Source organism: Rhodopseudomonas sp. P1 (assembly GCF_039642825.1).
Taxonomy (GTDB): Bacteria; Pseudomonadota; Alphaproteobacteria; order Rhizobiales; family Xanthobacteraceae; genus Rhodopseudomonas; species Rhodopseudomonas palustris_H.
Genome location: NZ_CP088006.1, coordinates 2,168,968 through 2,193,854, shown reverse-complemented (window position 1 = coordinate 2,193,854; position 24,887 = coordinate 2,168,968). Strand labels below are relative to the sequence as shown.

Sequence of the window (24,887 nt, the reverse complement as noted above, 5' to 3'; positions counted from 1 at the left end):
CTGCTCCTTTGAGCCGTTGCTAACCATAGCCGCAGCCGTTTTCTTCGCCGGTGCGCGCAAGGCGATCATTCGCTTCGCCTGATAAACCTTCACGATCTAAGTGGTAGGCCTGAGTTGAGGCGACGCAGGGCCGCGCCTAGCGTCGCACCGCAACAAACCTCGAGTCGAGTCTGCCATGTCTCATTCCCGCGGCCGCGCCGCCAAGACCCTCGCTGTTCTCGCCGCGTCCGCGCTGGTCGTGATCGGAGGCGCGGCGTTGTGGATCATCCAGCCGCCCGCTGTCGACGCCACGCTCAAGGCTCTCGACGCCAAGGCCGATCCCGAGTTGATCAAGCGCGGCGAGTACATCGCGCGCGCCGGTGACTGCGTCGCCTGTCACACCGCGCCGGGCGGCACGCCGATGGCCGGCGGCCTGAAGCTCGACACGCCATTCGGCAGCCTGTGGTCGACCAACATCACGCCCGATCGCACGACCGGGATCGGCAGCTGGTCGTTCGGCGAGTTCGACCGCGCGATGCGCAAGGGCGTCGCGGCGGACGGCCACAATCTCTATCCGGCGATGCCGTATCCGTCCTATGCCAAGATCAGCAGCGACGACATGGTGGCGCTGTGGGCGTATCTGACCCAGGGCCTCGCGCCGGTCGCGCAGGCCAATCGCGCGCCGGAGATGAGCTTCCCGTTCAACGTGCGGATCGGGCTGGCGTTCTGGAACGTCGCCTTCCTCGATGCGTCGCCGTTTAGGCCGGAGCCGAACCAGGACGCGGTGTGGAATCGCGGCGCGTATCTGGTGCAGAGCCTCGGTCATTGCGGCGCCTGCCACACTCCGCGCGGCATCGCCTTCCAGGAAAAGGCGATGAGCGATGCCGGGGCGAACGGGCGCGACTATCTCGCCGGCGCCAAGGTCGAACACTGGAATGCGCTGAACCTGCGCGGCCTGTGGACCGTGCCTGACACCGTGCAGATGCTGAAGACTGGCCAGAACCGTTTCGCCACGGCAGCCGGCGGCATGACCGACGTGATCCGGCATTCGACCCAGCACATGACCGACCAGGATCTCACCGCGATCGCCACCTACCTGAAGGCGCTGCCGACCGATCGGCCAGCGCCCGCGATCGCCGTGGCTGAAGTGCCGGCGTCAACCTACTCCACGCCCGGCGGGCTCGGTTACACCCAATTCTGCGCCGATTGCCATCGCGCCAACGGCGCGGGCGTCCCCGGCGTATTCCCGCCGCTCGCCGGCAATCCGACGATCGCCGCCAAGGATCCGGCGACACTGGTGCACATCACCCTCACCGGCTGGCAGACGACAGCCACCACCGCGCATCCGCGGGTATGGACGATGCCGTCGTTTGCACGCCTGAACGATCGCGAGATCGCCGACATCCTCAGCTTCGTGCGCGCCAATTGGGGCGGCAACGCCAGCGCCGTCACTGCCGAGCAGATCACGGCCGCGCGCGCCGCGCTCGATCCCAAGATCGATAGCTCGCGGTTCGAGACGCCGCGGATCGCCGATATCCTGTCGCAGCCGAACGCCGAGCAGCTGGTGCGCGGCATGCGGTTGAACGCCGAAACCCACACGCTGCTGCCGAACAATGTCGGCAACGATCTGAATTGCAGCTCGTGTCACCTCAACGCCGGCACCGTCGCCGACGGCAGTCCCTATGTCGGCGTCGCAGCGTTCTTCCCGAGCTACGCGCCGCGCGCCGGCCGCGTCATCACGCTGGAGGACCGCATCAATGGCTGCTTCCTGCGCTCGATGAACGGCAAGCCGCTGCCGGTCGACGGTCCCGACATGAAGGCGATGGTCGCGTATTTCGACTGGATGCAAGGCTCGACCAAGCCGGAGGACAAGGTCGCCGGCCGCGGTGTCGGCAAGGTCGATCAGTCGCTGGTGCCAAACCTCGACAACGGCAAGGAGATCTACACGGCGCGTTGCGCAGTGTGTCACGGCGACAATGGCGAAGGGCTGAAGGACGCCGCCGGCCGCGTGGTGTATCCGCCGCTGTGGGGCCCGCGCTCGTTCAACATCGGCGCCGGCATGGCCCGGACCTACACCGCAGCCGCCTTCGTCAAGCGCAACATGCCGATCGCGAGCCACAACAAATTCCCGCTCGGCCAGGGTGAGCTGTCCGATCAGGAAGCGGTCGACGTCGCGGCGTACTTCACCCAGATGGAACGGCCGGACTTCCCCGGCAAGGTGAAGGACTGGCCGAAGGACCCGAAGCCGAAGGACGCGCGCTACTGATCGCAGCGGCGCATCGGCCTCCCATCAACGTCCCCCGACCACCGGGCCGGGGTCGAAGATCTTGCCGGGGTTGAGGATGCCCTTGGGATCGAGCGCCTGCTTCAGCGTCCGCATCAGCGCGATCTCGTTGGCGCTGCGGCTGACGTAGAGATACGGCTTCTTTTCCAGGCCGATGCCGTGCTCGGCCGACACCGAGCCGTTGCAGGCGGCGAGCGGCCGATACACCAAGGCTTCGACCTTGGGCCGCAGCGCCAGATACTCCATCGGCTTGACCTGCACCACGACGTGCAGATTGCCGTCGCCGAGGTGGCCGAAGATCCACAACCGGTGTTCGCCGATTTCGCTTTCCAGCGTCTCCCGCAGCGTTTCGGCATAGCCTTCCATCGCGGCGATCGGCAGCGAGACGTCGAACACGATCGGCAGGCCGCCTTGCAGCACCTGGCCGACATCGTCGCGGAGCGCCCAGAACGAGCGGCAATCCTCTTCCGACTGAGCGATCGCCGCATCCGCGATCAGCCCGGACTCCAGCGCGGCCTCCATCGCCGCGGTGAAACGCTGGCTGTCGAGGTCGAGATCGGAGCCCTGGCTTTCGACCAGCACATAGTAAGCGTGGTCCTGCCCGATCGGCGGCCGGCCTTTGGCTGGCGGGCTGGTGACCAGCCGATAGAACGACTGCCACATCACTTCAAAGGCCGACAGCGTGCCGCCGAGCGCGCGGTCGCAGTGCTTCAGGAACTTCGCCACGGCATCGAAGCTGTCGAGGCCGACGAACGCCATGTTGGTGGCGAGCGGCTTTTCGCGCAGCCGCAACACCAGCCGCGTGATCACGCCGAGCGTGCCTTCCGAGCCGATGAACAACTGCTTGAGGTCGTAGCCGGCGTTGTTCTTGATCAGATGGTTGAGCGACGACAGCACGGTGCCGTCGGCGAGCACGACTTCGAGGCCGAGGATCATGTCGCGCGTCATGCCGTAGCGGATTACGCGATTGCCTCCGGCATTGGTGGCGGCGTTGCCGCCGAGCGTGGCGGTGCCGCGCGAGCCGAGATCGAGCGGAAACGCCAGATCGTGCTTGTCGACCTCTTCCTGCAGCGCTTGCAGCGGCACGCCGGCCTGGACAACAGCGGTGCGCTGCTTCGGATCGATCTCCTCGATCGTGCGCATCCGCTCCAGCGACAGGATCACTTCGTTGGGTTCGGCATCGGCGCCGTGAACGAGGCCGGTCAAGCCGCCGTGGGTGACGACGTGAACGCCATTGGCATGGCACCAGCGCAGGATCTCCGACACCTGCTGCGTCGAGGTCGGCCGCACCAGCGCCGCGGCTTTCAACGTATCGAACCGATAGGTGCCGGCGGAGCGCTTCGACAGCTCGGCGGGCTCGAGCACGCCGCCATCGCCGACGATGGTGCGGAGTGTGCCGACGATATCCAGGGTCATCGGCCGCTCCCTCAGATCAAGGCTTCGATCAGCCGCGGGCCGCGCTGACTCATCGCCGAAGCGTATTGCGCGGAGAATTCCTCGGCGGTGGTGGCGCGGCTGGCTTCGACGCCGAGACCTTCGGCGATCTTCATCCAGTTCATTTCCGGATTGTGCAGATCGAGCATCGACAGCGCATTGGCACCGGCGCCGGAGGCACCGACCCGCTGCAGCTCGATGTTGAGGATCGCATAGGAGCGGTTGGCGTAGATCACCACGGTGACGTCGAGCTTCTCACGCGCCATCGTCCACAGCGCCTGCATCGTATAGGCGGCGCCGCCGTCGCCATGCGGACACACCACCTTGCGGTCGGGCGCAGCGATCGCCGCGCCGATCGCGAGCGGCAGCCCCTGCCCGATCGAGCCGCCGGTCAGCGGCAGATGGGTGTGCGGCCGCGCCTTCGGCAGGATCATCTGGAACGGAAGGCCGGAGGTGTTGGCCTCCTCGGCGTAGATCGCGTGGTCGGGCGTGAGATGCGCGATCGCCTGCGCGACGCCGAGCGAATTGAGCTTGCCCTTCGGCAGATCGGGCAACACCAGCTGCGTCCGAGCGGCAGGCTCGGCCGGCGCGCCCACCGCGGCGGCGAGATCCTTCACCGCCTGCGCGCCATCTTCATGCGGCTGCGCCAGATAATCGATCAGGCAGCCTTCCGGCGCGCCCCAGCTCGGCTTGCCGGGATAGGCGAAGAACGACACCGGCGGCTTCGAGCCGACCAGGATCAGTTGCTCAACGTCTTTGAGGAACGCGGTGATCTGCTCCGAGAAATACGGAATGCGTTCGAGCGGCACGCGGCCGGCGCCGAGTTCGGTTTGCGGCGCGAAGGTGTCGCACAGCAGCCGGACGCCGGTCTTCGCGGCGACCCGGCCGGCCGCCTCCAGCGCCTCGCCGAGCAGCGCCTGACCGCGCAGCAGCAGCGCCGACTTCTTGCCGTTCGAGAGCAGCTTGGCGATCGCCTCGACGGTGTCCGCCGCAACCTTCGCCGGGCCGATCTCCGGCAGCTTGTGCGCCGCGCGCGCGGCCGGATTCCATGCGACATCCGCTGGCATGATCAGCGTGGCGATGCCGCCCGGCGCCGCGCTAGCCGCCTGCACCGCGCGCGCCGTATCGCTCGCCACCGCGCCGGCGCTCTTGGACTCGTGGATCCAGCTCGACACCGGCCGGGCGAAGCCGGCGATGTCGGAGGTCAGCGGCGCGTCGTATTGCAGGTGGTAAGCAGCGTGGTCACCGACGATGTTGACGATCGGTGTCGCGGCGCGGCGGGCGTTGTGCAGATTGGCAAGGCCGTTGGCGAGGCCGGGGCCGAGATGCAGCAGGTTCACCGCCGGCTTGCCGGCGATCCGGCCGTAGCCATCGGCGGCGCCGGTGACCACGCCTTCGAACAGGCACAGCACCGGCCGCATCCCGCTGACCGAATCCAGCGCCGCGACAAAGTGCATTTCCGAGGTGCCAGGATTGGCGAAACATACTTCGACGCCGCAATTTACCAGCGTCTGAACGACCGATTGCGCCCCATTGATTCCGTCCACGAGCATTCCCCCTACGGCCGGCGTGAATCCGCCAGGCTACGACCTGTTTGGGGGATATGTTGTCAGCGCGGCGCGGCGATGACAACCGCGCTCAGGGCATTGTTCTCTCGTCATTGCGAGGAGCGAAGCGACGAAGCAATCCAGCTCGATGCACGGAGCTGGATTGCTTCGCCTTCGGCTCGCAATGACGGGGGAAAGGACTAGGCAGAATTATACCGGCGCGTTCGACTGCACCAGCTTGTAGACGACCGAATCCATCAGCGCCTGGAACGACGCGTCGATGATGTTCGGCGACACGCCGATCGTGGTCCAGCGCCGGCCGTCCTCGTCCTCGCTCTCGATCAGCACCCGAGTGACGGCCTCGGTGCCGCCATTGAGGATACGGACGCGGTAATCGACCAGCTTCAGGCCATCGATATACTTCTGATACTTGCCGAGGTCCTTGCGCAGCGCGACGTCGAGCGCGTTGACCGGGCCGTTGCCTTCCGCCGCCGAGATCAGCGTCTTGCCGTCGACCTCGACCTTGACGATCGCCGTCGCCACGGTGACCTGAACGCCGTGCGAGTTGTAGCGCTGCTCGACATTGACGTCGAACTTATCGACCCGGAAAAATTCCGGCACGGTGCCGAGCGTGCCGCGGGCGAGCAGATCGAACGAAGCATTGGCGGACTCATAGGCGTAGCCGGCCGCTTCCCGCTCCTTCAGCTTCTCGACCAGCCGCGACAGGCGCGGATCATCGCGGTCGAACTGGATGTTGGTGCGCGCCAGCTCGGCCAGCACGTTGGACTTGCCGGCCTGATCCGACACCAGCACCTTGCGATGATTGCCGATCGACTCCGGCGGCACGTGCTCATAGGTCTGCGGATCCTTCAACACCGCCGACGCGTGGATGCCGGTCTTGGTGACGAAGGCACTGCCGCCGACGTAAGGCGCGTGCGGATTGGGCGTGCGGTCGAGGATGTTGTCGAGCGCGCGCGACACCTGCACCAGGCTCGCCAGCTTGTCGTCGGAGACGCCGATCTCGAACTTGTCGGCGAACTCCTTCTTCAGCTTCAGCGTTGGGATCATCGAGCACAGATTGGCGTTGCCGCAACGCTCGCCGAGGCCGTTCAGCGTGCCCTGGATCTGCCGCGCACCGGCCCGCACCGCGGCGAACGAATTCGCCACCGCCTGCTCGGTGTCGTTATGGGCGTGGATGCCGACATGCGCGCCGGGGATGTGCTTGACCACCTCGCCGACGATCGCCTCGACCTCGTCCGGCATGGTGCCGCCATTGGTATCGCACAGCACGACCCAGCGTGCGCCGGACTCATACGCCGCCTTGGCACACTGCAGCGCGAATTCCGGATTGGCCTTGTAGCCGTCGAAGAAGTGCTCGCAATCGACCAGCACCTCGCGGCCCCTCTCCTTCGCCAGCGAGACGCTGTCGCGGATCGAGGCGATGTTCTCGTCGTTGGTGGTCTCGAGCGCGACCCGGACCTGATACTCCGACGATTTGGCAACGAAGCAGATCGCATCCGCCTTGGCGTCGAGCAGCATCGCGATGCCGGGATCGTTCGAGGCCGAGCGGCCGGGCCGCCGGGTCATGCCGAACGCCGCGAAGGTGGCGCGCTCGAGGTTCTGCTCCGCGCCGAAGAATTCGGTATCGAGCGGATTGGCGCCCGGATAGCCGCCCTCGACATAATCGATGCCGAGATCGTCGAGCAGCGAAGCGATCAGCTTCTTGTCGTGCAAGGTGAAGTCGACGCCGTTGGTCTGGGCGCCGTCGCGCAGCGTGGTGTCGTACAGATAGAGACGTTCGCGGCTCATGAGGAGGCTCCGGGCGCGGCGGCATCCGCCAGCGACTTTGTCATCGTGGTGTTGGCGAGCCATTCGCCATTGATCGAAACGGTGTTGCGCTGCTTGGCGACGTAGCCGCGCTTGGCGAAGAATTCGGCGGCGTTGTCGCTGGCGTCGACGGTGAGGATCAGCGCCCCGCGCGCGCCGGCGAGCTTCTCCAGCGCGTCGATCAGCGTCGCGCCGACGTCGCGGCCGACGTAATCGGGATGCACGAACAGCATGTCGATGTGGTCCGGCACCTTCAGCGAAGCGAAGCCGACCGGCACGCCCTGCAGCGTCGCGATCAGCGTCAGCTGACCGGCCAGACGCGCGGCGAACTTGGCTTCGTCGTCGGCCGCCGAGGCCCATGCCTCCCGCTGCTCCTCGCTGTAATCATCGGCGGCGAGCTGCTCGATCGACGCCGCGAAGATCGCAGCAGTGACCGCGGCATCCTCGGGCAAATACGGCCGCAGCGCGGGCCCTGCGCGTGTGCTCATCACCAGAACCCGTACAGCTTCAGCACCAACGCGGTGGCGCCGGCCAGCAGCGCGATCTTGATCGCGATGTAGTACAGCCAATGCTTCGGAAACGGCGTATCAGGCCGCCCGGTCGGCTTCTGCTCGGTCATCGCGCGATCTCCAATGCGGTCGTGGTCTCTGTCGTCATGGCGGCGAACTCAGGAGCGCTGCCGGGAGCAGTGCCGAAGCTGCTATCAGCTACACCGAGCGCCCTATCGTTCGTCATTCCGGGATGCGCCCGCAGGGCGCAGGCCCGGAATCCATACTCCCGGCGGTGGTTATGGATTCCGGGCTCGCGCTGCGCGCGCCCCGGAATGACGGGGTGAGGCAATGCATCGCCACGCACACCGACGTCATGCGCAAGCACGCCAAGAGCCGTCATTCCGGGATGCGCTGCGCCAGCAGCGCAGACCCGGAATCCCGAGGTTGTGGCGACGAGATTCCGGGTTCGCCCGCGACGCGGGCGCCCCGGAATGACGCGGTGAGGCAGTGCACCACCACACACACCGGCGTCATGCGCGGGCTCGACCCGCCTGCGGGGCCGAAGCCCCTTCGGCGCGGCGAAGGCCCGCGCATCCATCAACGAAATGACCGCCGCGTCGTTTGTTCGATGGATGGCCGGGTCAAGCCCGGCCATGACGACCATGGAAAAGACACTCACCGCGCCAGCTCCCAGGTCGTCACCGGCTTGCCGTCGGCGTCCTTGCCGTCCTTCAGCACCACGCCCATCGCGGCGAGTTCGTCGCGGATGCGGTCGGACTCTTTCCAGTCTTTATTCGCGCGGGCCGCGGTGCGGGCTTCGATCAGCGACTTCGCGGTTGCATCGAGATCGACCGGAGCGCGGACGACCGGATTGATCCCCAACAGCTGCATCGCGCCGCGGAGCTCATCGGCCTTGCCGGCGCGGCGCAGCGCGTGCAGCTCGGCGATCATCTTCGGCGTATTGAGGTCGTCGGTCAGCGCGGCGATGACTTCGTCGCAGCGCGCGGGCGTCGCATCCTTGGTGAAGTCCGACCAGTCGAGGATCGCCTTCTCCGCTTCGTTGAGCGCGTCGGCGGTCCAGTCGATCGGCTGCCGATAATGCGTCTTCAGCATCGCCAGCCGCAGCGTCGCGCCGTCCCACGACCTACCGCCGAACTTGTTCGTCGCCAGCAGCTCACGGATGGTGATGAAGTTGCCGAGACTCTTCGACATCTTCTCGCCTTCGACCTGCAGGAAGCCGTTGTGCATCCAGGTCTGCGCCATGCGCGAGGTGTGGAACGCGCAGCAGCTCTGCGCGACTTCGTTCTCGTGATGCGGGAAAACGAGGTCGATGCCGCCGCCATGGATGTCGAAGGTCTCGCCCAAGTGCTTCCACGACATCGCCGAGCACTCGATGTGCCAGCCCGGACGGCCCGGCGCGGCGATGCCGGCCGGCGACGGCCAGGACGGCTCGCCGGGCTTCGACGGCTTCCACAGCACGAAGTCGGTGGCGTCGCGCTTATACGGCGCGACGTCGACGCGGGCGCCGGCGATCATCTCGTCGAGCGAGCGGTTGGCGAGCGATCCGTAGCGCGGCAGCACGCCGTTGGCGGCATTCATCGCGCTCGGCGAGAACAGCACGTGGTCCTGCTCGACATAGGCAAAGCCGCCGGCCACCAGCTTTTCGATGATGCTGCGCATCTCGCCGATATGCTCGGTGGCGCGCGGCTCGACCGTCGGCCGCAGGCAGCCCAGCGCATCGACGTCGTCGTGGAATTGCCGCTCGGTCTGCTCGGTGACCTTGCGGATCGCTTCGTTCAGCGGCAGGCCGGGATAGTCCCGCGCGGCACGGTCGTTGATCTTGTCGTCGACGTCGGTGATGTTGCGGACGTATTTGACGTGGGCCTCGCCATAGAGATGGCGCAGCAGCCGAAACAGCACGTCGAACACGATCACCGGCCGGGCGTTGCCGATATGGGCGAAGTCGTAGACTGTCGGGCCGCAGACATACATCCGCACATTGGCCGGATCGAGCGGCGTGAACGGCCGCTTGTCCCGCGTCAGCGTATCGTAAAGGCGTAATTCCATGGATACCCGTCCCCTGCGGCCGGGCGTCCAGTGCTCTCGATAGGAGAAAAGACGGCCTCAGCCAGCGTGTCAGCTAGCTAATAATCTCGCAGCGAATGCAAATGGCGAGGAAACCGTTCATCGCCGCACCATGGCGACCGCCCTCGAAGCCGTCAAGTCCGTCGATCGCCGGAGGACATCGTTCTTTCCGGCGGCGAATCGAGCGGTCGTCCGCGCGGGTCCACCGACGGCGAGCTACGCTCGCGTCATCCAAGCGCCGCCCCCAGCCCCACAAACCGCCCTGCTCGGCCGATTTTGGCCATGATCGGCGCCTAGCCCACGCTCTGGCCACTATGGTTAACGTTTTTTAACCCTTTTCAGGGTACGGACGGGGGGTCATCCCCTCGTTCCTGGTGCACCATGAAACTGATTCCTGCCCTCTTTGCCGGCGCAGCGCTGTTTGCGGCGACGGCGGCTTATGCCGACAGCCGGGTCTTCATCGTCGCCAACCAGCCGGACGGCTACGGCATCGACCTTTGCCTTGCCCGCGGCGAAAAATGCGGCGCCCCGGCGGCTGCGGCCTACTGCCAGTCGCGCGAATTCGCCCAGGCGGTCGCCTATCGCCGGGTCGACCCGGACGAAATCACCGGCGCGGTGCCGAAAGCCAGCAGCTCGGCCTGCGCTCACGGGGTCTGCAACGAATACGTCGCGATCACCTGCCAGCGCTGAAAAGCCACGCCGGATCAGCGGGGATCGCCACAGTGACGCCCCGGAAACGACGTGACCCTGCCGAAAGAAGCGGCTAAGAAATGGTCAACGTCGCGGTTACAACGGGATCGTTCCGCGGCCCCGATCACGCGGACTTGCTGGATGTGATTCGGCGGATCGCCGGCATCACCCGCTCGGATTCCTGAATGCCCGACATGTTCGATAACGCCACCCGTTTCCGCTGGCTGGCCGGTGCCTTGATCGTCGCCGCCACGTCGCTGACCTCCGCAGCGTTCGCCCAGCAAGGCTATCCGTCATCGCAAGGCTACAATCCGCCGGGCTACCAGCAGGCGCCCGCCGCCGGCCAACCGGGCAGCCCCGCCGCCAATCCGATGTGCCCGCGGCTGGAAGCGCAGCTCGCCTCGATCGACCGCGGCAGCATGGACCCGGCCCGCGCCGACCAGATCCGCCGCTTCGAAGACGCCGCCGCCCGCCAGCAGGCCGAGCTCGACCGCGTCAGCATGCAGGCGAAGCGGATGGGTTGCGAAAGCTCCGGGTTCTTCTCGCTGTTCAGCGGCCAGTCGGCGCAATGTGGTCCGGTCAATAGCCAGATCCAGCAGATGCGCGGCAATCTCGACCAGATGAACTCGTCGCTGGAGCGGCTGCGCAGCGGCGGCCCGGGCGGCAACGACCGCGAGAACCAGCGCCGCTCGGTGATCCTGGCGCTGGCGCAGAACAATTGCGGCCCGCAATACGCGGCGGCCGCGCAGCAGAGCGGCGGCCTGCTCAACAACCTGTTCAACGGCGGCAACGCCGGCGCCCCCGGCGTCGGCGTGCCGGGCACCGACTACGGCAGCACCGAGGGCGGCACCTATCGCACCGTCTGCGTCCGCACCTGCGACGGCTATTACTTCCCGATCTCGTTCGCCACCGTGCCGAGCCGGTTCGGCGACGACGAGCGCACCTGCAAGAGCCTGTGCCCGGCGTCCGAAGCGTCGCTGTACGCCTACCGCAATCCCGGTCAGGACATGAACCAGGCGGTCTCGATCAACGGCCAGCCCTACAGCTCGCTGCCGAACGCCTTCCGCTATCGCCAGGAGTTCAACCCGTCCTGCACCTGCAAGCCGGCCAACCAGACCTGGGCCGATGCGATGAAGGGCGTCGATGACCGCTCGGCCGCCGAGCACGGCGACATCATCGTCACCGAAGAGAGCGCCAAGCGCATGGCGCTGCCGCCGGCGCAGCGCGCCGCCGCCAAGAACGGCGCCAAGGCTGCCCCGGCGACCAACAACACGCCCGCCTCCCCGCCGGCGGCCGCGTCGAACGACCCCGGCAAGATCCGCAGCGTCGGCCCGACCTTCCTGCCGAAGGCGCAGTAACAGCCGCTCCACTCGATCACGCGTAGTCGCGCTTAGCGCGTCGCTTCTCCGAGCCAAAAGAGGCCGCCGAAATGGCGGCCTCTTTTGCTTGAACCATCAGGCCGGACTGGCCAGCGGCTTGCCCTTTTCGACGATGTAGTTGACCATCAGCCGCGTCTTGCTCGACGACGGCTTGCCGCCGGCATGCGGGGTGTTGGGCGGCACCTGGAAGGCATCGCCGGCCTTCGCCGTCTTGGTCGGCTGCCCTTCTATCGGAAGTTCGATTTCGCCCTCCATCACATAGGTCGACTCGATACCTGGATGGGTATGGCGGCCGACGGTCGCTCCGGCATCGAGCGTCACGTCCATGATGATGGTCTCATAGCCCGCTGCCGGGCCATCGGTGCGGCTCAAGATCTTGCGCGTAACGCCGTTCGCCGTGGTCGCGGCCGCACCTTGCGCGAACGCTTCGGTCGCCCCGAACCCCGCAATGCTGCAGATCGCACAGCCTGCGACTGCCGCAAGTCCTCTCCGTGTCAGCATGACGTTCCTCCATAATCCACCCGTCTGCGCGGGCGTGGGGAAAGTCTGGCAGAATGACTTGGCATTGGAAAGAGAAGCAATGACTACCAGGTCACTTGGCGCGAGTATCACGCCCAACTGCGTTGGCGGGACCCCAGCGCTGTTCGATTTGTTGCAGCGCAGCTACCCTAGGCGACCACCTTGAGGCGCTTAATCCGGCTGCATCCGCCTCAAGCCGGAGTCGCGCTTACTTCATCCCACCCGTGCATTGGTCCTCGATGGGATCGCCCCGTTCTACTCTTTCGATAAATTTGCGAGTGTACTCCACGACAAATTGGTCCTTGATTCCGAGATGCGCCCGCAGAGGAGCAGCAGCAGCGTCGATATCCCGATCGAGTCTCGCGAACATCTCGGCGTCTGCATTCAACTCATCTCGCATTCGCTTCCGCCCGGCCGATGTAGCAAAATCGATACTTCGTTCTCGCCAGTAATGATGCGCCAAAAAATCTCGCCGCTTCTTTGCATCGGCGATTCGATCTTTGAGGGACTCATCAAGGTCAGCAAATTTCTCGACCCGTTTCATTAGGTTTCCCATCGTCTGGGAAAACTGGTCGCTCATGAAGCGATCAAAATCGCGCTCATACTGACTCCGATCAAACTTCGTCCCTATTTTAGAAACAAACTCGTCGCGAACCTCTTTCATGAACTGCGAATACAAAAGAACGTGCGCGAGCGCGACTTCAACAACGGAGGCCATGTAAAGAGCCCGGCCGTAGTAGGCAAAAGTCTCCCTGATTTCCCAGTCCTGGCGATCTAAGTCCTCGTCCATGACTTAGCTCCCTAGCCTCAAAGAAATCGAACCTCGCAACCAGATGACCCGACTACTAAGCAGTGCTATGGACGAGGTCTAAGGACTCTATACTCTACCCCTCGAACGCCTCGCTCGACGCTCGTCCACTCCGCGCCACCAGCGTCTCGTCCGGCGCCGGCAGCGCTTCCGCTTTGTCGCGAAAACGGTTGGTGATCGGGTAGCGGCGGTCGCGGCCGAAATTCTTCCGCGTGACCTTCACGCCCGGCGCCGCTTGGCGGCGCTTGTATTCGGCGATGTTGAGCAGGCGGTCGATGCGGACGACGGTGTCCTTGTCGAAGCCTTCGGCGACGATGCTGGCGAGCGGCTCCTCGCGTTCGACCAGGCGTTCGAGGATGGCATCGAGCACGTCGTAAGGCGGCAGCGAATCCTGGTCGGTCTGGTTTTCGCGCAGCTCCGCGGTCGGCGGGCGGACGATGATGCTTTCGGGGATCACCTCGCCGTCCGGGCCGAGCGCGTCGTCCGGCTTCCAGCGGTTGCGCAACGATGACAGCCGGAACACCTGCGTCTTGTAGATGTCCTTGATCGGGTTGAAGCCGCCGTTCATGTCGCCGTACAGCGTGGCGTAGCCGACGCTCATCTCCGACTTGTTGCCGGTGGTCACCACCATCGCGCCGGTCTTGTTGGAGATCGCCATCAACAGCGTGCCGCGGGTGCGCGCCTGCAGGTTCTCCTCGGTGATGTCGCGCTCCAACCCAGCGAACGGCTTCGCCAGGATCGCCTCGAAGCCTTCGACCGCTTGCGCGATCGGCAGCACCTCGTAGCCGAAGCCGAGCGCGCTCGCGAGGCGGCCCGCGTCCTCGAGCGACACTTGCGCGGTGTAGCGGAACGGCAGCATCACGCCGCGGACCTTGTCGGCGCCGAGCGCATCGACCGCGATCGCCGCGCACAGCGCCGAGTCGATGCCGCCGGAGATGCCGAGCAACACGCCGGGAAAGCCGTTCTTGCGGACGTAGTCGCGCAGGCCCAGCACGCAGGCGGCGTAGTCCGCCTCGTCGCCCTCGATCACCGGCGCGGCCGGGCCGTCGCAGCGCCAGCCCGCCGCGCCCTTGACGAAGCTCAGCGTGGTGATGCTCTCGACGAAGCCGGGCAACTGCGCCGCCAATGTGCGGTCGGCGTTGAGCACGAACGACGCGCCGTCGAACACCAGTTCATCCTGGCCGCCGACCTGATTGACATAGACCAGCGGCAGATCGCTCTCGGTGACGCGCGCCACCGACACCGACATCCGCATGTCGTTCTTGCCGCGCGCGTAAGGCGAGCCGTTCGGCACGACCAGCAGTTCCGCACCGGTTTCGGCGAGGCACTCCACCACGTTCTCGTAGTCTTCGGATTCTTCGAGCCAGGTGTCTTCGCAGATCGGCACGCCGATCCGGACGCCGCGGATCGTCACCGGACCCGACACCGGCCCGCGGGCGAACACGCGCTTCTCGTCGAACACGCCGTAGTTCGGCAGGTTGACCTTGTATCGGATCGCCGCGATCCGGCCGCCGTCGAGCAGCACGCAGGCGTTGTACAGCTTGCCGTTATCGACCCAGGGCGAGCCGATCAGCATCGCCGGCCCGCCGTCGGCGGTCTCGCGCGCCAGGTCCTCGATCGCGGCGCGGCAGGCGGCCTGGAACGCCGGCTTCAGCACCAGATCTTCCGGCGGGTAGCCGGCGATGAACAGTTCCGGATAGACGATAAGATCGGCGCCGTCGGCAGCCGCCTGGCGGCGCCCCGCGCGCGCCTTGTCGGCATTGCCGGCGATATCGCCGACCGTCGGGTTGAGCTGGGCGAGCGAGATCGTCAGGCGGGCGGCATTTTCGGTCATAGCCGAGATGTAGCGACAGCCGGCAGGCTTCGCAATCGGCCGGTCAGAGCAGCCCGATCCGCTCGGCGAGCGCGAACAGCCAGAACAGGCCGGCGATTCCCAGCGCGACGCCGACGGCTGCGGAGCCCATGTCCTTGACCCGGCCGATCTGCGGATCGTGTTCCGTGGTGAGCCGGTCGCTCAGCTTCTCGATTGCGGTATTGAGCAGTTCGACCACGATCACCAGCGCGACCACCGCAATGAGTTCGACGCGGCGTGCCGCCGTGGCGCCGATCAGCCAGGCGGCCGGAACGGCGAGCACCAGCGCGACCAGCTCTTCGCGGATCGCCTGCTCGGAGCGGGTCGCGAATTTCAGCCCGCGCCACGAATTGATCGTCGCCCGCCAGAACCTCAGCACGTGATCCACAGCCCCGGTTTGCCCGTCATGCCCGCGCGTGCCGAAGGCATCAAGGTTTAGATGCTCAGAAACGTAGATGGCCGGGACGAGCCCGGCCATGACGATGTGGGAACGATACGCCGCCCTTAAAGCCCGGCGGCTGCCTGCAGCGGGCTGGCCTTGCCGGCCCGGCCCTGCTTGAGCAGGTCCGCGATCAGGAACGCCATGTCGATCGACTGTTCGGCGTTGAGCCGCGGATCGCAGGCGGTGTGATAGCGGTTGTTGAGGTCTTCGTCGGTGATGGCGCGGGCGCCGCCGAGGCACTCGGTGACGTTCTGGCCGGTCATCTCCAGATGCACGCCGCCGGCATGCGTCCCCTCCGCGGCGTGGACCGCGAAGAACGACCGGACTTCCGACAGGATGCGGTCGAACGGCCGGGTCTTGTAGCCGGAGTTCGACGTGATGGTGTTGCCGTGCATCGGATCGCACGACCACACCACGGTGCGGCCCTCGCGCTGCACCGCGCGGACCATCGCCGGCAGATGCTCGCCGATCTTGTCGGCGCCGAACCGGCCGATCAGCGTCAGCCGCCCCGGCTCGTTCTCGGGATTGAGGATGTCGATCAGCTTGAGCAGTTCGTCGGTCTTCAGCGACGGACCGCACTTCAGGCCGATCGGATTCTTGATGCCGCGGAAGTACTCGACATGGGCGTGATCGAGCTGACGGGTGCGGTCGCCGATCCACAGCATATGGCCGCTGGTCGCGTACCAGTCGCCGGTGGTCGAGTCGACGCGGGTCATCGCCTGCTCGTAGCCGAGCAGCAGCGCTTCATGGCTGGTGTAGAAATCGGTGGTGCCGAGCGACGAATCGACCGCGAAGGTCAGGCCGCAGGCGCGCATGAAATCGAGCGCACCGGAGACGCGGTCGGCGAGATCCGCATAGGCCTTCGACTGCGGACTATCGCTGACCGACTGCAGCATCCAGCGATGGACGTTCTCGACGCTGGCATAGCCGCCCTTGGCGAAGGCGCGCAGCAGGTTCAGCGTCGCGGCCGACTGCCGATACGCTTCGATCTGCCGGCGCGGATCGGGCACGCGGGCTTCCTCGGTGAACGCCACGTCGTTGATGATGTCGCCGCGATAGCTCGGCAGCTCGACGCCGTCGCGCTTCTCGACCGGCGCCGAACGCGGCTTGGCGAACTGGCCGGCGATGCGGCCGACCTTTACCACCGGCGAGGCGCCGGCGTAGGTCAGGACGATCGCCATCTGCAGGAAGACGCGGAACAGGTCGCGGATGTTGTTGGCGCCGTGCTCGGCGAAGCTCTCGGCGCAGTCGCCGCCCTGGAGCAGGAAAGCGTCGCCGGCCGCCACCGTGGCCAGCGCCTTCTTCAGGTTGCGCGCCTCGCCCGCAAACACCAGCGGCGGAAAGCTCGCGAGCTGCGCCTCGACATCCGCGAGCGCTTTCACGTCGGGATATTGCGGCATCTGCTGCACCGGCTTGGCGCGCCAGCTATCGGGTGTCCAGCGTTCGGACATAGGCCACTCCTGAAGAAACAAGCCGCCAGTTAAAAATGGGTCGCGGCGGGCGCGTTATACACAGCAGCCCTGCCAACCGCTAGTTGGAAATCGGGGGGCAGAATACAACCCCTTGCGGGAAAAGCCTATTTTGTTGGCGGCCCCGGCCCGCCTGAAATTTCGGCAAGGCTCGGGACGCCGCGGTCGGCTATTCGGCGGCTTCGCGCTGGTAGCGCGCGGTCCGGGTGCGCATCGTCACCAGCTCCTCGGCTGCGGTGGGGTGCAGCGCCATGGTGCCGTCGAAGTCGGCCTTGGTGGCCTTCATCTTCATCGCGACCGCCACCACCTGGACCAGTTCGGCGGCGTCCGGCCCGACGATATGGCAGCCGAGCAGACGATCGGTGGTGCCGTCGACGATCAGCTTCATCAGCACGCGCGACTGGCTGCCCGACATCGTCCCTTTCATCGGGCGGAAATCGGTCTTGTAGATGTCGACGACGCCGTACTGCGCCCGCGCCTGCGCCTCGGTCAGCCCGACCGTGCCGACCTGCGGCTGCGAGAACACCGCGGTCGGAACGCAGGAATAGTCGACCTGGACCTGTTTGCCGCCGAACACGTTGTCGGCGAAGGCATGGCCCTCGCGGATCGCCACCGGCGTCAGGTTTGTGCGATGGGTGACGTCGCCGACCGCGTAGATGTGCGGCACCGAGGTGCGGCAATGGTCATCGACGGCGATGCCGCCATTGTCCGGATTGATGGCGACGCCGGCCTTCTCGAGGCCGAGATTGGCGACCGCCGGATGCCGGCCGATCGCGAACATCACCTGGTCCGACGCGATGCTGGAGCCGCTCGACAGATGCGAGGTGTATTCCTCGCCGAGCTTCTCGACAGCCGTCACGGTGCAGCCGGTGATGATGGTGATCCCTGCCCGCTCCATCTCGGTGCGGACATGGGCGCGCACGTCCTCGTCAAAGCCACGCAGGATGTTGTCGCCGCGGTACACCACGGTGACGTCCGAGCCGAGGCCGGCGAAGATGCAGGCGAATTCGAGTGCGATGTAGCCGCCGCCCTGGATCAGGATGCGCTTCGGCTGCTCGCTGAGGTGAAACACTTCGTTGGACGAGATCACGTGCTCGATGCCGGGAATCGCCTTGCCGTGATTGGGCGCACCGCCGGTCGCGATCAGGATCGTCTTGGCCCGCACCTTCTCGCCGGTCGACAGCAGCAGCGTATGCGGATCCTCGAACACCGCGCGCCCCTTGATGGTGCGGGCGCCGGCCTTCTCGACGTTGGTCGCGTAGATCTGCTCGAGCCGCGCGATCTCTTTGTCCTTGTTGGCGATCAGCGTCGACCAGTTGAATTCCGCGGTCGGGATGCTCCAGCCGAAGCCGGCCGCATCCCGGATCTCCTCGTGCACCTGGGAGGCGTAGACCATCAGCTTCTTCGGCACGCAGCCGCGGATCACGCAGGTGCCGCCGAACCGATACTCTTCGGCGACGACGACGCGGGCGCCGTAGCCGGCGGCGATTCGTGCGGCTCTCACGCCGCCAGAGCCACCGCCGATAACAAACAGGTCCGCGTCGAAGTCTGCCATTTCGCCTCTCTGGTCGATCAGATGTTCTTGCCGCGCTTGCGCATCTCGGCGCGGAATTCGCCGTTCACTTCCTCGGCGAACTTCTGCGCCCACTGATTCATGAACTGCATGCTTTCGGCAATCGACTTCGGCTCCTGGGTCAGCAGCTTCTGGCCGAGCGGCGACTTGTAGAAGGTGACGAGGTCCTTGAGCTCCTGCTCGGTGAAATCGGTGGCGTAGATCTTCGCCATGCCGTCGCCGATTTCCTTCTCGCGGCCCGCCATCTTCTTGGCGATCACCACCGCGACCTCCTTGAGGTCCTGCTGATAGTTCAGGTTGCTCTGCATCAGCGTGTCCATGGTGCGCTGAATGATGTTCGGCACCGCCTGGGCGTAGATGCCGCCGGCCCGCTTCAGCTCCAGAATCTCCTTGGCGGACGCGATCGCGGCCGGCGACGGCTGCTTGGTCTGCGCCTGCGCCTGATGGCCGGCCAGAGCGACGCCGAACACCAAAGCGGCGGCCAGCAGTGCCTTCGACAGATATTTCATTCCAATTCTCCTGAGATGATCGGCGCTCACGCGCGTTCGATGGTTCGAATTCCGTCGGCCCCTGCCAGCACGACGGTGCTCGCCATCCCGACAAACAACCCATGCTCGACTACGCCCGGAATCACGGACAGCAAATGGGCCAGACGAGGAGCATCGGGTATGCGCCCGAGCTGGGCGTCGAGGATCCAGTGGCCACCATCGGTGACGAAAGCATGGCCGTCTTTGCCGGGCCGGAGCTTTAATTCGCCGTCGCAGCCGGCGGCGGTGAAAGCATTCTGCAGCGCCCGGCGGGTGGCACCGAGGCCGAACGGGATCACCTCGATCGGCAGCGGGAAGCGACCGAGCGTGCCGACCAGCTTGGATTCGTCCGCGATCACGATCATGCGATCCGAGGCCGCCGCGACGATCTTCTCGCGCAGCAGCGCGCCGCCGCCGCCCTTGATCAGGTCGAGATTGTGGTCGACCTCGTCGGCGCCATCGATGGTGATGTCGAGGCGGTCGATTTCATCCAAAGTCGTCAGCCGGATACCGCAACGTTCGGCATCGGCGCGCGTCACTTCCGACGTCGGCACGCCGATCACGTCGAGCCCGACCCGCACTCTTTCGCCAAGTAGTTCAACGAAATGCTTCGCCGTCGAACCGGTCCCGAGGCCGAGCTTCATGCCGCCCCGCACCTCTTCCAGCGCCCGCGCCGCAGCCCGCCGCTTCAACTCTTCCTTGTCCATGACCCGGCCTACCCCGTTTCCGCCCCTGATGTCCCCGGCGCGGCGCGGCATATCTAGCGGCGTTTGGGCGCGGCGAACAGCACGGATTCTGGGGTTGAGCATCGCCAGACGGTTGCAGAAAGCCGCGGAGAAGGTTAGCGGTCGAACATGACCGCATCTCCCATTGTTGTCTTCGATCTGGACGGCACGCTGGTCGATACCGCGCCCGACCTGATCAACGCCCTGAATTTCATCCTCGTTCGCGAAGGCATGCCGGCCGTTCCGATGGCCGTCGCGCGCAATATGATCGGACAAGGCGCCCGCCGCCTGCTCGAACGTGGCCTCGAACTCGACGGCCGTGTGATCGCGCAGGACGACGTCAATCGCCTCACCGTGGATTTCATCGACTATTACGCCGCCCACATCGCCGACGAGTCGCGCCCGTTCGAAGGTCTGGAAGCGACGCTCGACGAGCTGTCGGACAGCGGCTACCGCTTCGCGGTCTGCACCAACAAGCTGGAATGGCTGTCGAAGCTGCTGCTCGACCGGCTCGGGCTCAGCCCGCGGTTTGCGGCGATCTGCGGCGCGGACACCTTCGGCGTCGCCAAGCCCGACCCGGCGATCCTGCGCGAGACCGTGGCCAAGGCCGGCGGCGACCTCGCGGCCACCATCATGGTCGGCGACGCGGGACCGGATGTCGGCGTCGCGCGCCGGGCCGGCGTGCCGGTGATCGGGGTCGAATTCGGCTACACCGAAGTGCCGATCGCCGAGCTCGAACCGGACCTCTTGGTCGGCCATATGAGCGAGCTGCCGAACGCCGTGGGACGGCTGCTGCCGCGGCGCTGACCTGAAGGCGATACCTTTGAAATTGTGGCGAAATTCAGTTCGCTAACAGGTCGCGTTAACTAACTCTTAAGTTTGTTGGACGCGCAGTTGCCAGCGTTACGGCAGGCTCCTATGGTCCGCGCGGGACTGTGGCCGTTGGCCGCACTGAACGGATGGGAGTATCATGCGTCATCTTGTTGTCATCGCCCTGGCAGGGCTCTCGCTGGGGGGCTGCGCGTCGATGTCCGACGCCTTCAAGTCGACCCCGCCCGACGTCACTGTTCAGCTCGATTCGGTGCCGCCGGGTGCGGACGCCGTCGCCTCCACCGGGCAGAGCTGTAAGACCCCATGCTCGATCAAGGTGCCGCCGGCCGATTTCACCGTGACCTTCTCGCTGGACAAGTTCCAGACCACGACGGTTCCGGTGCAGGTCTCGGTCGCGCAAGGCGGCTTCATGTCGGAAGGCACCACGACGGTGACGCCGAACCCGGTGACCGCCGAGTTGCAGGCCGCCAAGCCGTCGCGCAAGGCGCGTCAGGTCCGCAAGCCGCGGAAGCCGAAGCCCGCCGCTGCGGCACCGGCAGCCGAGGCTCCGGCAGAATCGTCGTCGCCGTTCCCTGCCCCGGCAGCGCGCTAACATATTGCAGCGCATCACGGCGCGTGATTGTGCGCGCCGCTGATCGTGCCTAGATAGTGCGGAGACATTTGCCGCGACTGGCGGCGACCGCGACAGGGCACGCCGCATGACCAGCGCCGCGATCACTCCGCCAACCACCGTGGATCGGCCGATGACCGATCCGTTCGGGCGGACCATCGACTACCTGCGCGTCTCCATCACCGACCGTTGTGACTTCCGCTGTGTGTACTGCATGGCCGAGGACATGACCTTCCTGCCCCGCGCCGACCTGCTGACGCTGGAAGAGCTCGACCGGCTGTGCTCGGCGTTCATCGCCAAGGGCGTGCGCAAGCTGCGCCTGACCGGCGGCGAACCGCTGGTCCGCCGCAACATGATGTCGCTGGTGCGGTCGCTGTCCCGGCATCTCAAGAGCGGCGCGCTCGACGAACTCACCCTCACCACCAACGGCTCGCAGCTCGCCCGCTTCGCCGCGGAGCTGGCCGATTGCGGCGTCCGCCGCGTCAACGTCTCGCTCGACACGCTCGACCCGGATGAGTTCCGCCGGATCACGCGCTGGGGTGATCTCGACCGGGTGCTGGCGGGCATCGACGCCGCCCGCGCCGCCGGCCTTGCGGTGAAGATCAATACAGTGGTGCTGAAGGGCTCCAACGAGGACGAGATCCCGTCGCTGATGCGCTGGGCGCATGGCCTCGGTATGGGGCTGACGCTGATCGAAGTTATGCCGCTCGGCGAAATTGGCGAAGGCCGGATCGATCAGTACGTCCCGCTGTCGCTGGTCCGCGCCCGGCTCGCCAACAACTACACGCTCACCGACCTGCCCGACTCCACCGGCGGCCCGGCGCGCTACGTCCGCGTCGAGGAGACCGGCGGCCGGCTCGGCTTCATTACTCCACTCACGCACAATTTCTGCGAATCCTGCAATCGGGTGCGGATTACCTGCACCGGGACGATTCATACCTGCCTCGGCCACGAGGACGCTTCCGACCTGCGGCGGCCGCTGCGCGCTTCCCCCGACGACGCCCTGCTCGGCGCCGCGATCGATCAGGCAATCGGCGCGAAGCCGAAGGGCCACGACTTCATCATCGACCGCCGCCATAACCGGCCGAGCGTCAGCCGGCACATGAGTGTCACCGGCGGCTAAGCGCTCCCACCTGCGACTAATCATTCCGCTGAACAGCGCTCCTGATTGCCATTTTCCAATTGACGGAACGGTGACGCGCTGGTTTGGTGCGCACGCTTCGCGAGCCCTCGGCTACAAAAAGCCGCTTCGCGTTGTAATCGCGCAGGCCGGACGAACCGGGAGGAGACCGAGCGTTGCGAGCATTGCTTGGACTGAGCAGGACGATCGACGCCTTCAACACGGTGGTAGGCCGTTGGGTGTCCTGGCTGATCGTGGCGGCGGTGGCGATTTCGGCAGTCAACGCCGTGGTCCGCAAGATCTTCGATATGTCGTCGAACTCGTTCCTCGAATTGCAGTGGGTGCTGTTCAGCGTGGTGTTCATGCTGTGCTCGCCCTGGACCCTGCTCAGCAACGAACACATCCGCATCGACATCATCAATCACAGCCTCCCGCTCAAGCTGCGCGGCTGGATCGACATGATCGGCCACGTGTTCTTCCTGATGCCGTTCGCGATCATCCTGCTGTGGTGGTCGATCCCGTTCTTCCTGGTCTCGTATCACCAGAACGAGCAGTCGTTCAGCGCCGGCGGCCTGCCGCAATGGCCGGCCAAGGCGCTGATCATGATCATGTGCGTGCTGCTGATCATTCAGGGCATCTCGGAGATCATCAAGCGCCTCGCGATGATGGTCGGCGCGATCCCGGACAGCAACGCTTCCGCACAATCCGCGCACAGTTCCGCCGAGCTCGAAGCCGAGCGGCTGTTGCTCAACATCGGCGGCGACAAAAAGTAAGCCGCTTCGTGGTCATCGCATTGGGGGGCCGGTCCGCATGACCGCACTGTTGATCCACTACATGGCGCCGATCATGTTCGCGTCGTTGGTGGTATTTCTGCTGCTGGGCTATCCGGTGGCGTTTTCGCTCGCCGCCAACGGCCTTCTGTTCGCCTTCCTCGGCATCGAACTCGGCCTGTTCCGTCCCGACTTCCTGCAGGCGCTGCCCGATCGCGTCTACGGGGTGATGAACAACGAAACGCTGCTGGCGATTCCATTCTTCACCTTCATGGGGTTGGTGCTGGAGAGATCCGGCATGGCCGAGGATCTGCTCGAGACCATCGGCCAGTTGTTCGGCTCGATCCGCGGCGGCATCGCCTATGCGGTGGTGTTCGTCGGCGCCCTGCTCGCCGCCACCACCGGCGTGGTCGCCGCCTCGGTGATTTCGATGGGCCTGATCTCGCTGCCGATCATGCTGCGCTACGGCTACGACCGCCGCGTCGCCACCGGCATCATCGCCGCGTCCGGTACGCTGGCGCAGATCATCCCGCCGTCGCTGGTGCTGATCGTGATGGCCGACCAGCTCGGCCGTTCGGTCGGCGACATGTACGAAGGCGCCTTCATTCCGGGCATCGTGCTGTCGCTGCTGTATGCGCTGTACATCTTCCTGGTGACGATCTTCGCCCCGAAGGCGGCGCCCGGCCTGCCGCTCGAAGCGCAGACGCTGCGTGAGCCGGAGACCGCCAAGCACCCGCTGATTATGCCGCTGGCGGCGCTGTCGGCCGCCGGTGCGGCCTATCTTTTCACGGTGCATTGGGGCTCGTTCGACTGGAGCAAGCCGGCATTCGACAAGGTCGGCCTGTCGCAGCTGGTGATGCAGGGCTTCTGGTTCGTGATCCTCACGGCCGTGCTGTTCCGCCCGTTCATCGGCATCATCCGCACCATGACGATGTCGCTGTATCTGGTGGTGGCCGCGTCGACCGCCGCCGGCATCGTGGCGATGAGCTTCACCGACGTGAAGTCCGGCGCCGACTACATCGTGCTGACGATGTCGGTCACCGTCGCTCTGTCGTTCGTGATCGCGGTGCTGAACCGGCTGCTGCGGCTAAAGCTGCTGTCCAAGCTCGCCGAGCAGGTCGTGTTCGTGATGGTGCCGCCGCTCGGCCTGATCTTCCTGGTGCTCGGCACCATCTTCATCGGCGTCGCGACGCCGACCGAAGGCGGTGCGATGGGCGCGGCAGGCGCAATGCTGCTGGCGCTGATGAAGGGCCGGCTGAGCTTCGACCTCACCCGCCAGGCCACCGAGTCCACCGCCAAGCTGACCGCCTTCGTGGTGATGATCCTGGTCGGCGCCCGCGTGTTCTCGCTCACCTTCTACGGCGTCGACGGCCATCGCTGGGTCGAAGAGCTGCTGGTGTCGCTGCCCGGAGGCCAGCTCGGCTTCCTGATCTTCGTCAACGCCTTCGTGTTCGTGCTGGCGTTCTTCCTCGACTTCTTCGAGCTCGCCTTCATCGTCATCCCGCTGCTCGGGCCGGCGGCTGAGAAGCTCGGCATCGACCTGATCTGGTTCGGCGTCATGCTCGGCGTCAACATGCAGACCTCGTTCATGCATCCGCCGTTCGGCTTCGCCCTGTTCTACCTGCGCTCGGTGGCGCCGAAGCTGCCGTATATCGACCGCGTCAGCGGCAAGCAGATGGCGCCGGTCACCACCGGCCAGATCTACTGGGGCTCGGTGCCGTTCGTGATCATCCAGCTGATCATGGTCGCCCTAGTGATCGCCTTCCCCGGAATGGTGATGCACTACAAGGGCGTCGCAGGCGACATCGACCCGTCCAAGGTCAAGATCGACATCCCGCAGATCGAGATGCCGCAGATCGATCTCGGCCCGCCGAAGTTCTGATCGGGGCCGGCTTCCCCTTCCCGTCATTGCGAGGAGCGCAGCG

23 protein-coding genes are annotated in these 24,887 nt (G+C 65.7%); 8 read left to right on the top strand and 15 right to left on the bottom strand.

What is annotated here, in order from left to right; genetic code table 11:
- Nucleotides 1-175 precede the first annotated feature (175 nt).
- Nucleotides 176-2,245 (top strand): c-type cytochrome, encoded by a 2,070-nt coding sequence (locus tag LRC39_RS10155; RefSeq protein ID WP_346297155.1) that lies wholly within the window; start codon nucleotides 176-178, stop codon nucleotides 2,243-2,245.
- 24 nt (nucleotides 2,246-2,269) lie between these two features.
- Here LRC39_RS10155 and LRC39_RS10150 read toward each other — a convergent pair whose 3' ends face one another.
- The 7 genes from LRC39_RS10150 to cysS form a co-directional block, all read right to left on the bottom strand.
- Complete coding sequence (locus LRC39_RS10150; protein WP_346297154.1) at nucleotides 2,270-3,679, bottom strand: FAD-binding oxidoreductase; 1,410 nt, start codon at nucleotides 3,677-3,679, stop codon at nucleotides 2,270-2,272.
- Nucleotides 3,680-3,690: 11 nt separating this feature from the next.
- Nucleotides 3,691-5,250 carry an acetolactate synthase large subunit gene (locus tag LRC39_RS10145; RefSeq protein WP_346297153.1) on the bottom strand — a complete coding sequence of 520 codons (1,560 nt, stop codon included), beginning with the start codon at nucleotides 5,248-5,250 and terminating at the stop codon, nucleotides 3,691-3,693.
- 204 nt (nucleotides 5,251-5,454) lie between these two features.
- The gene (gene cimA, locus LRC39_RS10140; protein ID WP_346297152.1) at nucleotides 5,455-7,053 is read right to left on the bottom strand and encodes a citramalate synthase; all 1,599 of its coding nucleotides are present in this window, start codon (nucleotides 7,051-7,053) and stop codon (nucleotides 5,455-5,457) included.
- Nucleotides 7,050-7,559, bottom strand: a complete 510-nt coding sequence (locus LRC39_RS10135) for a GNAT family N-acetyltransferase (RefSeq protein ID WP_346297151.1) — start codon at nucleotides 7,557-7,559, stop codon at nucleotides 7,050-7,052. The genes cimA and LRC39_RS10135 overlap by 4 nt, the downstream gene beginning before the upstream one ends.
- Nucleotides 7,559-7,690: a hypothetical protein gene (locus tag LRC39_RS10130; protein WP_011157553.1), complete on the bottom strand. Its 132-nt coding sequence runs from the start codon at nucleotides 7,688-7,690 to the stop codon at nucleotides 7,559-7,561. The genes LRC39_RS10135 and LRC39_RS10130 overlap by 1 nt, the downstream gene beginning before the upstream one ends.
- A complete protein-coding gene (locus LRC39_RS10125) occupies nucleotides 7,687-8,241 on the bottom strand; it encodes a hypothetical protein (RefSeq protein WP_346297150.1) in 555 nt (184 codons plus the stop codon). Before LRC39_RS10125 ends, LRC39_RS10130 begins: the two co-directional genes overlap by 4 nt.
- On the bottom strand, nucleotides 8,238-9,629 hold the full coding sequence (gene cysS, locus LRC39_RS10120; protein ID WP_346297149.1) for a cysteine--tRNA ligase: 1,392 nt from the start codon (nucleotides 9,627-9,629) through the stop codon (nucleotides 8,238-8,240). The genes LRC39_RS10125 and cysS overlap by 4 nt, the downstream gene beginning before the upstream one ends.
- A gap of 399 nt (nucleotides 9,630-10,028) precedes the next feature.
- On the opposite strand from cysS, the gene LRC39_RS10115 reads away from it, so the two are divergent.
- A complete protein-coding gene (locus tag LRC39_RS10115; protein ID WP_011157551.1) occupies nucleotides 10,029-10,337 on the top strand; it encodes a hypothetical protein in 309 nt (102 codons plus the stop codon).
- 185 nt (nucleotides 10,338-10,522) lie between these two features.
- A complete protein-coding gene (locus tag LRC39_RS10110) occupies nucleotides 10,523-11,695 on the top strand; it encodes a DUF2865 domain-containing protein (RefSeq protein ID WP_263991371.1) in 1,173 nt (390 codons plus the stop codon).
- Nucleotides 11,696-11,791: 96 nt separating this feature from the next.
- Here LRC39_RS10110 and LRC39_RS10105 read toward each other — a convergent pair whose 3' ends face one another.
- The 8 genes from LRC39_RS10105 to rpiA all read right to left on the bottom strand — a co-directional run bounded on the left by LRC39_RS10105 (nucleotide 11,792) and on the right by rpiA (nucleotide 19,613).
- Nucleotides 11,792-12,217: a cupin domain-containing protein gene (locus LRC39_RS10105; RefSeq protein ID WP_346297148.1), complete on the bottom strand. Its 426-nt coding sequence runs from the start codon at nucleotides 12,215-12,217 to the stop codon at nucleotides 11,792-11,794.
- A gap of 226 nt (nucleotides 12,218-12,443) precedes the next feature.
- Complete coding sequence (locus tag LRC39_RS10100; RefSeq protein ID WP_346297147.1) at nucleotides 12,444-13,025, bottom strand: hypothetical protein; 582 nt, start codon at nucleotides 13,023-13,025, stop codon at nucleotides 12,444-12,446.
- 94 nt (nucleotides 13,026-13,119) lie between these two features.
- Entirely contained in the window at nucleotides 13,120-14,877 is a 1,758-nt protein-coding gene (locus LRC39_RS10095) for an NAD+ synthase (RefSeq protein WP_346297146.1), read from the bottom strand.
- Nucleotides 14,878-14,920: 43 nt separating this feature from the next.
- The gene (locus LRC39_RS10090) at nucleotides 14,921-15,274 is read right to left on the bottom strand and encodes a diacylglycerol kinase (protein ID WP_346297492.1); all 354 of its coding nucleotides are present in this window, start codon (nucleotides 15,272-15,274) and stop codon (nucleotides 14,921-14,923) included.
- A gap of 125 nt (nucleotides 15,275-15,399) precedes the next feature.
- On the bottom strand, nucleotides 15,400-16,788 hold the full coding sequence (locus LRC39_RS10085) for a class II 3-deoxy-7-phosphoheptulonate synthase (RefSeq protein WP_107343946.1): 1,389 nt from the start codon (nucleotides 16,786-16,788) through the stop codon (nucleotides 15,400-15,402).
- A 187-nt stretch (nucleotides 16,789-16,975) separates the two neighbouring features.
- Nucleotides 16,976-18,361 carry a glutathione-disulfide reductase gene (gene gor, locus LRC39_RS10080; RefSeq protein ID WP_107355166.1) on the bottom strand — a complete coding sequence of 462 codons (1,386 nt, stop codon included), beginning with the start codon at nucleotides 18,359-18,361 and terminating at the stop codon, nucleotides 16,976-16,978.
- Nucleotides 18,362-18,378: 17 nt separating this feature from the next.
- Entirely contained in the window at nucleotides 18,379-18,888 is a 510-nt protein-coding gene (locus LRC39_RS10075) for a DUF2059 domain-containing protein (protein ID WP_107343944.1), read from the bottom strand.
- A 26-nt stretch (nucleotides 18,889-18,914) separates the two neighbouring features.
- Nucleotides 18,915-19,613: a ribose-5-phosphate isomerase RpiA gene (gene rpiA, locus LRC39_RS10070; protein WP_164573586.1), complete on the bottom strand. Its 699-nt coding sequence runs from the start codon at nucleotides 19,611-19,613 to the stop codon at nucleotides 18,915-18,917.
- Nucleotides 19,614-19,760: 147 nt separating this feature from the next.
- Between rpiA and LRC39_RS10065 the strand changes: the two genes are divergently transcribed.
- From LRC39_RS10065 to LRC39_RS10045, 5 genes are all read left to right on the top strand, one after another.
- On the top strand, nucleotides 19,761-20,438 hold the full coding sequence (locus tag LRC39_RS10065) for an HAD-IA family hydrolase (RefSeq protein WP_346297145.1): 678 nt from the start codon (nucleotides 19,761-19,763) through the stop codon (nucleotides 20,436-20,438).
- A 163-nt stretch (nucleotides 20,439-20,601) separates the two neighbouring features.
- Entirely contained in the window at nucleotides 20,602-21,054 is a 453-nt protein-coding gene (locus LRC39_RS10060; protein WP_107355163.1) for a hypothetical protein, read from the top strand.
- Between the two features lie 106 nt (nucleotides 21,055-21,160).
- Nucleotides 21,161-22,195, top strand: coding sequence for a GTP 3',8-cyclase MoaA (gene moaA, locus LRC39_RS10055; RefSeq protein WP_346297144.1), 1,035 nt, complete (start codon nucleotides 21,161-21,163; stop codon nucleotides 22,193-22,195).
- A gap of 173 nt (nucleotides 22,196-22,368) precedes the next feature.
- A complete protein-coding gene (locus LRC39_RS10050) occupies nucleotides 22,369-22,965 on the top strand; it encodes a TRAP transporter small permease subunit (RefSeq protein ID WP_107355161.1) in 597 nt (198 codons plus the stop codon).
- Nucleotides 22,966-23,002: 37 nt separating this feature from the next.
- Nucleotides 23,003-24,844, top strand: a complete 1,842-nt coding sequence (locus LRC39_RS10045) for a TRAP transporter large permease (RefSeq protein ID WP_346297143.1) — start codon at nucleotides 23,003-23,005, stop codon at nucleotides 24,842-24,844.
- Nucleotides 24,845-24,887: the final 43 nt, after the last annotated feature.

Coding starts and splice junctions, on each gene's coding strand:
- LRC39_RS10155 (WP_346297155.1), top strand. CDS start 176: ATGTCTCATTCCCGCGGCCGCGCCGCCAAGACCCTCGCTGTTCTCGCC.
- LRC39_RS10150 (WP_346297154.1), bottom strand. CDS start 3,679: ATGACCCTGGATATCGTCGGCACACTCCGCACCATCGTCGGCGATGGC.
- LRC39_RS10145 (WP_346297153.1), bottom strand. CDS start 5,250: ATGCTCGTGGACGGAATCAATGGGGCGCAATCGGTCGTTCAGACGCTG.
- cimA (WP_346297152.1), bottom strand. CDS start 7,053: ATGAGCCGCGAACGTCTCTATCTGTACGACACCACGCTGCGCGACGGC.
- LRC39_RS10135 (WP_346297151.1), bottom strand. CDS start 7,559: ATGAGCACACGCGCAGGGCCCGCGCTGCGGCCGTATTTGCCCGAGGAT.
- LRC39_RS10130 (WP_011157553.1), bottom strand. CDS start 7,690: ATGACCGAGCAGAAGCCGACCGGGCGGCCTGATACGCCGTTTCCGAAG.
- cysS (WP_346297149.1), bottom strand. CDS start 9,629: ATGGAATTACGCCTTTACGATACGCTGACGCGGGACAAGCGGCCGTTC.
- LRC39_RS10115 (WP_011157551.1), top strand. CDS start 10,029: ATGAAACTGATTCCTGCCCTCTTTGCCGGCGCAGCGCTGTTTGCGGCG.
- LRC39_RS10110 (WP_263991371.1), top strand. CDS start 10,523: ATGCCCGACATGTTCGATAACGCCACCCGTTTCCGCTGGCTGGCCGGT.
- LRC39_RS10105 (WP_346297148.1), bottom strand. CDS start 12,217: ATGCTGACACGGAGAGGACTTGCGGCAGTCGCAGGCTGTGCGATCTGC.
- LRC39_RS10100 (WP_346297147.1), bottom strand. CDS start 13,025: ATGGACGAGGACTTAGATCGCCAGGACTGGGAAATCAGGGAGACTTTT.
- LRC39_RS10095 (WP_346297146.1), bottom strand. CDS start 14,877: ATGACCGAAAATGCCGCCCGCCTGACGATCTCGCTCGCCCAGCTCAAC.
- LRC39_RS10085 (WP_107343946.1), bottom strand. CDS start 16,788: ATGTCCGAACGCTGGACACCCGATAGCTGGCGCGCCAAGCCGGTGCAG.
- gor (WP_107355166.1), bottom strand. CDS start 18,361: ATGGCAGACTTCGACGCGGACCTGTTTGTTATCGGCGGTGGCTCTGGC.
- LRC39_RS10075 (WP_107343944.1), bottom strand. CDS start 18,888: ATGAAATATCTGTCGAAGGCACTGCTGGCCGCCGCTTTGGTGTTCGGC.
- rpiA (WP_164573586.1), bottom strand. CDS start 19,613: ATGGACAAGGAAGAGTTGAAGCGGCGGGCTGCGGCGCGGGCGCTGGAA.
- LRC39_RS10065 (WP_346297145.1), top strand. CDS start 19,761: ATGACCGCATCTCCCATTGTTGTCTTCGATCTGGACGGCACGCTGGTC.
- LRC39_RS10060 (WP_107355163.1), top strand. CDS start 20,602: ATGCGTCATCTTGTTGTCATCGCCCTGGCAGGGCTCTCGCTGGGGGGC.
- moaA (WP_346297144.1), top strand. CDS start 21,161: ATGACCAGCGCCGCGATCACTCCGCCAACCACCGTGGATCGGCCGATG.
- LRC39_RS10045 (WP_346297143.1), top strand. CDS start 23,003: ATGACCGCACTGTTGATCCACTACATGGCGCCGATCATGTTCGCGTCG.